Raw genomic sequence first — 9720 nt, forward strand, 5'->3', positions numbered from 1 at the left:
GGGGTGGTGAGTTCGAGGTCGGGGGCGAGCAGTCCGAGCAGGGGGTGGGGTTCGCCGGCGCCTTCGGGCAGCGGGATGTCGTACCGGGTGCCGACCCCGCCCGCCAGGTCCACCAGGAAGCGGTTCGGGCCGTCGAAGGCCACCACCTCGCGCAGGATTTCCCGCAGCGGACCGATCCGCTCCACCGGGTGCAGCAGCGCGGTCTGCGCCCGGGTGGCCCGCAGGGCGGCCCGGCCGGCCGGGTGGCGCTCGTCGTGGTAGCTGTCCAGCAGCCCCTGCGGCGCCGTGCCGCGCGCCGTGGCGGCCAGCTTCCAGCCCAGGTTCAGCGCGTCCTCCAGCGCGGTGCTCAGCGCCAGCCCGCCCAGCGGGTAGTGGACGTGGGCGGCGTCGCCGGCCAGCAGGACCCGGCCGTCGCGGTAGCGCTCGGCCTGGTGCGCGGCGTCGTCGAAGCGGCCCGACCAGAGCGGCTCCAGCGGGCCGAGGTCGAGGTCGGCGATCCGCAGCACGGCCTTGGCCAGCTCCTCGCCGGTGACCGGCGTGGAGGCGTCCTCCCGGGGCGGTCGGCCGAACTCGGTGGTGATCAGCCGCAGCCGGTCGGGCCCGACCGGCGCTCCCATGAACAGCCCCCGCTCGAAGTGGCGGGCGCCGAACACCTCCGGCGGCACCGCCGCGAAGTCCACCCGGACGTCGGCGGCCAGGCCGGTGGACCCGGCGGCCTCGCCCGGGAACGGGATGCCGGCCAGGGTGCGGACGGCGCTGCGCGGGCCGTCCGCGCCGACCAGGTGGGACGCGGCCAGCTCGTACCCGCCGTCCGGACCGGTGACCTCGACGAGGACCCGGTCCGCGTGCTGGGTCAGCCCGGTGACCCGGTGTCCGCGCCGGATCTCCACCCCGGCGCCCAGGGACGCCTCGATCCGCTCCTCCACCCGGGCCTGCGGCAGCAGGTGCGGGTAGCGGGCCCGGCCGCCGGCCCGGTCCGGGTCCAGCCACAGCAGCGAGAAGTGCACCTGCGGCAGGGCCAGGGCCTGGGGGCGCAGCTCGGCGTAGAGGCCGCGGCGCTCCAGCGCTCCGACGGCCGCGGTGTTCAGCGCGACCCCGGCGGCGGTCCGGCCACCCGGCGCGGACCGCTCCAGCACCACCACCGGCACACCGGCGCGGTCGAGTTCGGCGGCCGTGAACAGTCCGGTGATCCCGGCGCCGGCGATCACCACCGGCAGAGCGGCCGTCATACGGCACCGCCGGCGGTCGAGGGGGCGCCGAACCAGGTGGTGAGGGCGTGGTGGAGGGTGGTGGGGTGGTCGGTGGCGGCGGCGATGTGGCCGTCGGGGCGGATGAGGAGGGTGGTGGTGTCGAGGTCGGGGTGGGGTGCGGCGGTGAGGGTGTCGATGCGGTCGTTCCAGCCGGTGGTGTCGGGCGGCTGGGTGGTGCCGTCGGTGAGGTGGAGGAGGAGGCCGCGGCCGGGGTGGAGGCGTTCGGTGAGGTTGACCGGGCCGTCGGGGGTGGTGAGTTCGAGGTCGGGGGCGAGCAGTCCGAGCAGGGGGTGGGGTTCGCCGGCGCCTTCGGGCAGCGGGATGTCGTACCGGGTGCCGACGCCGGTCACCAGGGCCAGCAGGAAGTCGTTGACCTCCGGGAACTTCACCAGCTCGGCGAAGATCTCGCGAAGCGGGGTGATCTTCTCCAACGGGTAGAGCAGCGACACCTGGGCCTGGGTGTTCACGCAGACCCGGCGCCCCACCGGCCGGCGCTCCGCCTCGTAACTGTCCAGCAGACCCTCGGACGCCCGGCCCTGGACCGCCGCCGCGAGCTTCCAGCCCAGGTTGAACGCGTCCTGCAGACCGGTGTTCAGCCCCTGCCCGCCGATCGGGTAGTGGACGTGCGCGGCGTCGCCGGCCAGCAGCACCCGGCCGTCGCGGTAGTGGTCGGCCAGCCGGGTGGAGTTGCCGAACCGGGAGAGCCAGGTGGTCTCCTCGAAGTCGGGCGCGGTACCCGTCACGCGCTTGATCGCCTCGCGCAGCTCGTCGTCGCTCACCGGGACGTCGTCGCCCGGCCGCTCCTGGTCGAACTCCGTGGTCATCAGGCGCAGCTTGCGGCCGTTCTCGATCGGCACGGTGGCCATCCAGCCGCCCGGGTGGAGCTCGGCCGAGTAGGCGACGGTCTCGCCCTCCCGGACGACGACGTCCCCGAGCACGCCGTAGAACGCCGACCCGGAGCCGGGGAAGCCGATCCCGGCCAGCTTGCGCACCCTGCTGTGGCCGCCGTCCGCGCCGACCAGGTAGGCCGCGTCCAGCCGGTACGGCCCGTCCGGCCCGGTGACCTCGACGGCCACGCCGTCCGCGTCCTGGGTGAAGCCGGTCAGCTCGTGGCCGCGCCGGATCTCCGCGCCCAGTTCGCGCGCCCAGCCCTCCAGCGCGTGCTCGGTGCGCCACTGCGGGACGGCGAGGGTGTAGTCCTCCTTCGGGCCCTCCGGGCGCTTCAGCCAGAACAGGCCGAAGTGCATCGCCGGCCACGCCTCGGTCTCCGGGGTGCGGAACCGGTCGACGATGCCGCGCTGGTTCAGGATCTCGATGCTGCGCACGTGCAGTCCGAGGCCCCGGGACTCGCCGCTCGGCTCCGGCAGCCGCTCCAGCACGACGGTGTCGACGCCGGCCAGCCGCAGTTCGGCGGCGAGCAGCAGTCCGGTCGGTCCGGCGCCTGCGATGACGACCCTCTGGCTCACGGGCGGGGCTCCTTCGTTCAGGTGGAGTCCCCCGGGCGCGCCGCAGCGGCGCGCCGAAACGGGGGAGGGGGAGGCACCGCGGACGTGCGGTGCCTCCCCCGAGCCTCGACCGGGCGGCCAAACCGGGCCTTTGCGGCGGCTAAACTCCGGCCGGCTCCCCCGCGCCCGCCGCCGCCCCCGAGCAGACCGCCGCCGCCAGCGGCTCGGAGACCGCTCCGCCGAGGCTCTCCCAGGGCAGCAGCCGGAGCAGCTCCCTGGCCAACGCGGTCGGGTTCGGGTGGTCGTAGGCGAGGGCCGCGGGCAGGTCGGTGTCCAGCAGCCCGGCCAGTCTGGTCCGCAGCTCCAGGGCGGTGAAGGAGGTGAAGCCCGCCTCCAGGAAGGGCTCGGCGAGGCCCAGCTCCTCCGGGGAGTCGTGGCCCAGCACCGTCGCCGCGTGCAGCCGCACCAGGGCGACGAGCGCCTCCTCGCGCTCGGCCGGGGCGAGCCCGGCCAGGTCCGCGCGCAGCCGCCCGCCCGCGTCCTCGCCGGCGGGCTCGGCGGGATCCCCGCCGAGCGGGTCTGCCGGCGGGGCCGCTGCCGGGGTGGCGACGCGCCGCCGCCAGGCCGCCAGCTCCGGCAGGACGGCGGCCAGCCGCGCGACCAGGGCCCCGTCGGCCTCGTCGGCCCCTTCGGCCGGGGCGCCGTCCCGGGCCGGGGTGTCCGGGGCGCCCCCGGTGCCGAGCAGCTCGGCGAGCGCCGGAGCGCCCGCCTCCACGGCCGCCCAGAACCGGTCCTCGGCCGGGGCCGGCGCCTGGGCGGGAGCGGCGTCCAGCCAGTACGTCCGGCGCTGGAAGGGATAGCTCGGCAGGTCGGCGAGCGGCGCCGGGCCCGGCCCGTGGACGGCCGCCCAGTCCACCGCGGCCCCGCCGACGTGCAGCCGGGCCACCGCACCGAGCAGCGCCGCCCGCTCCGGGCGCTCCCGGCGCAGCAGCGGGACGACCTCGGCGCCCGGCCGGTCGGCGGCCAGCGCCTCCTGGACCAGCGGTGCGAGCACCGCGTCCGGCCCGACCTCGACGAACCGGCCGACGCCCTCGGCCACCAGGGTGCGCAGCCCGTCGTGGAACCGGACGGCCTCGCGCACGTGCCGCACCCAGTAGTCGGGCGAGGCGAGCAGCTCGGGCTCGGCCAGCGCCCCGGTCAGGTTGGAGACCAGCGGGATGCGCGGCGCCGCGTACGCCAGCCCCTCGGCGACCCTGGCGAACTCGTCCAGGACCGGGTCCATCAGGGGCGAGTGGAAGGCGTGGCTGACCTGGAGCCGGCGGGTCCGGCGCCCCAGCTCCCGCCACCGCTCGGCGATCTCGGTGACGGCCCGCTCCTCACCGGAGATCACCGTCGAGGCCGGGCCGTTGACGGCGGCGATCGCCACGCGGTCCCGGTAGCCGGCCAGCGAGGCGAGCACCTGGCGCTCCGGCGCGCGGACCGAGACCATCGCCCCGCCCGCCGGCAGCGCCTCCATCAGCCGGGCCCGGGCGGCGACCAGCGCGGCCGCGTCCTCCAGGGTCAGGACGCCCGCCGCGTGGGCGGCCGTGAACTCCCCGACGGAGTGCCCGCCGACCAGCTCGGGCCGCACTCCCCAGGACTGCAGCAGCCGGAACAGGGCGGTGCCGACGGCGAACAGGGTGGGCTGCGTCCAGACCGTGCGGTGCACCAGATCGGCGTCCGGGCTGCCCGGCTCCGCGAACACCACCTCGCGCAGCGGCCGCCCCAGGTGCGGGGCGAGCGCCGCGTCCACCGCGTCGAAGGCCTCCGCGTACGCGGGGAAGGCCTCGTACAGCTCCCGGCCCATCGCCGGGCGCTGGCTGCCCTGCCCGGAGAACAGGAAAGCCGTCCGGCCGGGGACCGGGCCCTTCGCGCCCGCCCGCAGCAGCGCGGGCGCGTCCCCGCCGCGGGCCAGCGCGGCCAGCGCCTCCAGCCGGGCGGCCGGGTCGGCCGAGACCACCGCGGCCCGGTGCGCCAGCGGCGCGCGGGCGGTCGCCAGGGTGCGGGCGACGGCGGCCGGGTCGGCCGGTGCGCCGGTGCCGAGGCGGGTGTGCAGTCGCTCGGCCTGGGCGCGCAGCGCGGTCGGGGAGTGGGCGGAGAGCAGCCAGACCTGCGGGCCGTCCTCCCCGGCCGCGGGTGCGGCGGCCGCGGTGGGCTCGGCGGGTTCCACGGGTTCGGCGGCGGGGGCCTGTTCGAGGATCAGGTGGGCGTTGGTGCCGCTGATGCCGAAGGAGGACACGGCGGCACGGCGGGGCCGTCCGGTCGCCGGCCAGGGGCGGTGCCCGGTGAGCAGCTCGGCCCGCCCGGCCGTCCAGTCCACGTGCGGGGACGGCGCGTCCACGTGCAGGGTGCGCGGCAGCTCGCCGTGCCGGAAGGCCTCGATCATCTTGATCACCCCGGCGACGCCGGCCGCGGCCTGGGTGTGCCCGAGGTTGGACTTGACCGAGCCCAGCAGCACCGGCAGCTCACGGTCCTGCCCGTAGGTGGCCAGGATCGCCTGGGCCTCGATCGGGTCGCCGAGCGTGGTGCCCGTCCCGTGCGCCTCCACCACGTCGACGTCCGCCGCGGTCAGCCCGGCGTTGGCCAGCGCGGCCCGGATCACCCGCTGCTGCGCCGGACCGTTGGGGGCGGTGAGCCCGTTGCTGGCGCCGTCCTGGTTGACGGCCGAGCCGCGCAGCACCGCCAGCACCGGGTGCCCGTTGCGCCGGGCGTCCGACAGCCGTTCCAGCACCAGCAGGCCCGCGCCCTCACCCCAGCCGGTGCCGTCCGCGGCGGCCGCGAAGGGTTTGCACCGCCCGTCCGGCGCCAGGCCGCGCTGGTGGCTGAACTCGGTGAACACCCCCGGCGTCGCCATCACCGTCGCCCCGCCCGCCAGCGCCAGCGCGGACTCACCCGAACGCAGCGACTGCGCCGCCAGGTGGACCGCCACCAGCGAGGAGGAACACGCCGTGTCCACCGTCACCGCCGGGCCCTCCAGGCCCAGCGTGTAGGCGATCCGGCCGGTCGCCACACTGCTGGCACTGCCGTTGCCGATCCACCCCTCGAAGCCCTCCGGCACCGCCGGGTACAGCCGCGCCCCGTAGTCGTCGTACATCACCCCGGCGAACACGCCGGTCCGCGAACCGCGCAGCGACGTGGGCGCGATGCCCGCCCGCTCCAGCGCCTCCCAGGCCAGCTCCAGCAACAGCCGCTGCTGAGGGTCGGTGGCCAGCGCCTCGCGCGGGCTGATCCCGAAGAACGCCGCGTCGAAGTCCCCCGCGTCGTACAGGAACCCGCCCTCGCGGGCGTACGCGGTGCCCCGGTGGTCCGGGTCCGGGTGGTACAGGTTGGCGGTGTCCCAGCCGCGCCCCTCCGGGAACGGGCCGATCGCGTCCACGCCGTCCGCGACCAGGCGCCACAGCTCCTCCGGCGAGGCCACCCCACCGGGGAAGCGGCAGGCCGCCGCCACCACGGCGATCGGCTCGCTGCGCTCCGCCTCCAGGTCCGCGACCCGGCGGCGGGCGCGGTGCAGGTCCTCGGTGACCCACTTCAGGTAGTCGACCAGCTTCTGCTGGTCCGGTTGCTGCCGGTTGTCCGTCATCGCTTCGTCGCCTCTTCCGTTCCGTCAGGGCTCAGTGATCCGCCGGGCCGGAGCGGCCGAGCGTGGTGTCGATGAACGCCATCAGCCCGTCCAGATCCGCGTCCCGGATCGACGCGCTGACCGCCTCCTGGTCCTCCGGGCCCCCGGCCGGTGCCGCCGCGCCCCACCGGCCGCGCAGCGCCTCCAGCCGCACGGCGACCCTTCCCAGGCCCGCCTCGTCCAGCCCGGCCGCGGCCAACGCGGCGTCCAGGCGGTCGAGTTCCGCGAGCAGCCGGTCCGCCTCGGCCCCCGGCCGGGGCTCGGCCGCCGCCCGCAGGAAGCCGGCCAGCGCGCCGGACGACGGATGGTCGAAGACCAGGGTCACCGGCAGCCGCAGGCCCGTCGCCGCGCCCAGCCGGTTGCGCAGCTCCACCGCCGTCAGCGAGTCGAAGCCCAGCTCCTTGAACGAGCGCTCGACCGGCACCGCCGACGGGTCGGCGTGACCGAGCACCACCGCGACCTCCCCGCGCACCAGCCGCAGCACCACGGCGTCCCGCTCCTCGGCGGGGACCGCGGCCAGCCGCTCGGCCAGCGACCGCCCGCCGTCGGAGCCGCCCGCAGGCCGACCGGCCGTCCGCACCAGCTCCCGGAACACCGGCGGCACCGCCCCGGCCGACCGCAGGCCCGCCGAGTGCAGGGTGGCCGCCAGCAGCAGCGGCTCCGGGGAGGCCAGCGCCAGGTCCAGCAGCTCCAGGCCCAGCGCCGACGGGATCGCCGCGAAGCCGCTGCGGGCGATCCGCGCGTGGTCCGCCGCCGTCAGGTGCTCCGTCAGACCGCCGCCGTCCGCCCAGCGGCCCCAGGCCACCGAGACCGCCGGCAGCCCGAGCGCGTGCCGGTGCTGCGCCAGCGCGTCCAGGAAGGTGTTCGCCGCGGCGTAGTTGGCCTGGCCCGGCGCGCCCGCCAGCCCGGCCGCCGAGGAGAACAGCACGAAGGCCGCCAGGCCCAGGCTGGCCGTCAGCTCGTGCAGGTGCCAGGCCGCGTCCGCCTTGGGCCGCAGCACGGCCGAGAGCCGCTCGGCGGTCAGCGACTCCAGCGTGCCGTCGTCCAGAGCGCCCGCCGAGTGCACCACGGCGGTCAGCGGGTGCTCCGGCGGCACGGCGGCCAGCAGTTCCCGCAGCGCCTCGCGGTCCGCCGCGTCGCAGGCCGCGATCCGCACCCTGGCGCCGAGCGCCGACAGCTCCTCGGCGAGCTCGGCGGCCCCAGGGGCGTCCGGGCCGCTGCGCCCGGTCAGCAGCAGGTGGCGCACGCCGTGGCGGACCACCAGGTGCCGGGCCACCAGGCGGCCGAGCAGGCCCGTCCCGCCGGTGATCAGCACCGTGCCCTCGGGGTCGAGGGCGGCGGGCGCCCCGCCGTCCGCCGCCCGGGCCAGCCGCGGCACCAGGGCCGCGCCGTCGCGCACCGCCAGCTGCGGCTCCCCGGCGGACAGCGCCGCGGCCAGGGCGGCCGGCAGGGCGCGCACCGAGGAGGGCAGGCCGTCCAGGTCGGCCACCGCGAACCGGCCCGGGTGCTCGTTGACGGCGCTGCGCAGCAGGCCCCAGAGCGGGGAGTCGGCCAGTGCGATCCGGTCCTGCCCGCCGGTGGCCACCGCGTCGGTGGTCACGGCGACCAGGACGGCGTCACCGGTCCAGTCCTGCCCGGCCCACTCGGCGGCCGTCGCCAGCGCCCGCCGGGCACCCGCGTGGGCGGCGGGCAGTGGCGAGGAGCCGTCCCCGGGGGTTGTTCCGCCGAGCGGAGCGAGGAAGGCGGCGGGCAGCGGGGCGCCGTCGGCGGTGGCGGCCCGGGCGGCCGCGAGGTCGGGGTGGCGCACGGTCGTGACGCCTGCCTCGGCCAGCGCCTCGGCGAGGCCGGAGACCTCCGCGCCGAGCAGGGCCCACGGGCGGTCGGCGGCGGCGACGGGGCCGACCGGCAGCGCGGTCCAGCCGAGCCGGAACAGCGCGTCCCCGGCACGCCCCACCGCACGGGCCAGCTGGGCGTGCGAGATCCGCCGGAACTCCAGCCGGGCCACCGCGCCCAGCTCGGTGCCGGTCCCGTCCAGGAACACCACCGAGGCGGCCTCGCCGTCCAGCCGGGAGACCCGCACCCGCAGCGCCCGCGGCGTGGTGGCCCGCAGTGTGACGCCATGCCAGGCGAAGGGCAGCCGCACGCCGTCCGCGTCGCCGTCCGGCTCCCCGGCCGCCAGCACCAGGACGTGCAGGGCCGCGTCCAGCAGCGCCGGGTGAGCGGCGAAGCCGCCCGGTTCGGCGTCCAGCCTGACCTCGGCGTACAGCTCGTCGCCCTGCTGCCAGGCCGCGGTCAGTCCCTGGAAGGCCGGCCCGTAGACGTAGCCCCGGGCGGCCAGCAGCTCGTAGTGGCCGGTCAGGTCGAGCGGCTCCGCGCCCGGCGGCGGCCAGACCCCGGCCGGTGGGGCGGGGCGGTCCCCGGCGGGCCGGTCCTCGGCGGGCCGGTCCTCGGCGGGCCGGCCGAGCAGGCCGGAGGCGTGCCTGGTCCACTCGGCGGGTTCCGCGCCCTGCGGGCGCTGTGGCCGGGAGTGCACGCCGACCGGGCGCTGCCCCGTGCCGTCCGGCGGGCCGACCCGCAGCTGCAGCTGCAGCGTCTCGCCCGGGCCGACCGGCACCGGCGCCTCCAGGGTGAGTTCGGCCAGCTCCGGCAGGCCGACCGCCGCGCCCGCGTGCAGCGCCGCCTCGACCAGCGCGGTGCCCGGCAGCAGCACCGCGTCCAGCACCGCGTGGTCGGCGAGCCAGGGCTGCTCGGCGGTCGACAGCCGCCCGGTCAGCACCAGGGTGCCGTCCTCGGCGACGGGCAGCGCGCCGGTGAACAGCGGGTGCCCGCTCGGCTCCAGCCCGGGCCCGCCGCTGGCGCCCCCGGCCGGCACCTGGAGCCAGTGCCGGGTGCGCTGGAAGGGGTAGGTGGGCAGGTCGGTGTGGGTGGGGGCGTGGTGGCGGGTGGTCCAGCGGGTGAGGGGGGCGCCGGTGGTCCAGGCGGTGGCGAGGGCGGTGAGGAACTGGGCGTGGTCGTCCTGGTCCCGGCGCAGCGTGCCGTGCACCGCGGTGCCCTCCGCCCCCAGGTCGTCCAGGGTCTGCTGGAGGGCGTAGGTCAGCACCGGGTGCGGGCTGACCTCGATGAAGTGGGTGTGCCGGTCGCGGTGGAGCCTGGTCACCGTCTCGTGCAGCCGGACGGTCTGGCGCAGGTTGCGGTACCAGTAGTCGGCGGTCAGCTCCGTGGTGTCGATGGGCTCGGCGGTGACGGTCGAGTAGAAGGGCACCGTCGACGGACGCGGCTTGATGTGGGCGAGGAGTTGGGTGAGGTGGTGGTGGAGGGGTTCGACGTGGTGGCTGTGGGAGGCGTAGTCGACGGGGATGCGGCGGGC

Annotated in this window: 3 protein-coding genes and 1 pseudogene; all 4 read right to left on the reverse strand. The window is 77.4% G+C overall.

Annotation, left to right across the window (positions count from 1 at the left end; genetic code table 11):
- Positions 1–1229: FAD-dependent oxidoreductase (locus AB0N04_RS38175; protein ID WP_360223061.1), on the reverse strand; the 1229-nt coding region annotated here is incomplete at its 3' end.
- Positions 1226–2716, reverse strand: a complete 1491-nt coding sequence (locus AB0N04_RS38180) for an FAD-dependent monooxygenase (RefSeq protein ID WP_360223058.1) — start codon at positions 2714–2716, stop codon at positions 1226–1228. The genes AB0N04_RS38180 and AB0N04_RS38175, both read right to left, overlap by 4 nt.
- 139 nt (positions 2717–2855) lie before the next feature.
- Positions 2856–6290, reverse strand: a pseudogene (locus AB0N04_RS38185) (beta-ketoacyl synthase N-terminal-like domain-containing protein); the annotation flags it as partial.
- Positions 6291–6345: 55 nt separating this feature from the next.
- Positions 6346–9720: SDR family NAD(P)-dependent oxidoreductase (locus tag AB0N04_RS38190; RefSeq protein WP_360223055.1), on the reverse strand; the 3375-nt coding region annotated here is incomplete at its 5' end.

Source organism: Kitasatospora sp. NPDC051702 (assembly GCF_040681575.1).
Taxonomy (GTDB): Bacteria; Actinomycetota; Actinomycetes; order Streptomycetales; family Streptomycetaceae; genus Kitasatospora.